Source organism: Anaplasma marginale str. Florida (assembly GCF_000215485.1).
Classification (GTDB): Bacteria; Pseudomonadota; Alphaproteobacteria; order Rickettsiales; family Anaplasmataceae; genus Anaplasma; species Anaplasma marginale.
This window is the reverse complement of sequence record NZ_AFMS01000109.1, coordinates 1-764: the sequence shown is the minus strand read 5'-3', so window position 1 is coordinate 764 and position 764 is coordinate 1. Positions and strand designations below refer to the sequence as shown.

General features: G+C 49.2%; 1 pseudogene. It reads right to left on the bottom strand.

The window, feature by feature from the left end:
• Positions 1-764 (bottom strand): annotated as a pseudogene (locus tag GAC_RS02930) (DNA gyrase subunit B); the annotation flags it as partial.

Below are 764 nucleotides of genomic sequence, written 5' to 3'. Positions count from 1 at the left end.
TGCTTCGCAGAACCACCCGCAGAATTACCTCAACTATAAAAAGCTCGGATAGCTCGGGGGATTTCTCCTGACAATCAGCCAATTTTCCCGGCAATGCTGCAAAGTCAAGCCCACCCTTGTTTTTGATGACCTCACGCGCCTTCCTCGCTGCCTCTCTACCCTTTGCCGACCTGATAACCCGTTCCACAACGCTCATGGCGAGCTTAGGATTGGTTTCAAAAATGGAAGAAAGCTTCTCAAACACTATACTCTCGACCACCAACCTGGCCTCTGAGCTCACTAGCTTATCTTTGGTCTGCGATGAAAATCTGGGATCTGGCATTTTGATCGACAGAACACAAGTCAACCCCTCTCGCACATCTTCCCCTATGATGGCAACCTTGGCTTTCTTCAGGCAACCCTCGCTAGTAGCGTAATTGTTGACACATCTAGTCAGCGCCGAGCGGAACCCGGCAAGGTGCGTTCCCCCATCTTTCTGGCGAATGTTATTCGTGAAGCACAGCATATTTTCGTAGTAAGAGTCATTCCAGCACATGGAGAGCTCTACAGAAATCTCGTAGCCACTCATCATGCCCTTAAGGGAAATGACTTTAGTCACAGGAGTTTTATTCCGGTCGAGATATTCGACAAACGCCGCGGTGCCGCTACTGCCCTCCTCTAAACTGTTACCAAAGTTTGACTCCACAGCCGGAGATTCTCGCATATCCTTCAGTGTAATAACCACGTTAGAATTCAGCAAAGAAAGCTCGCGAACCCTGTTCTCC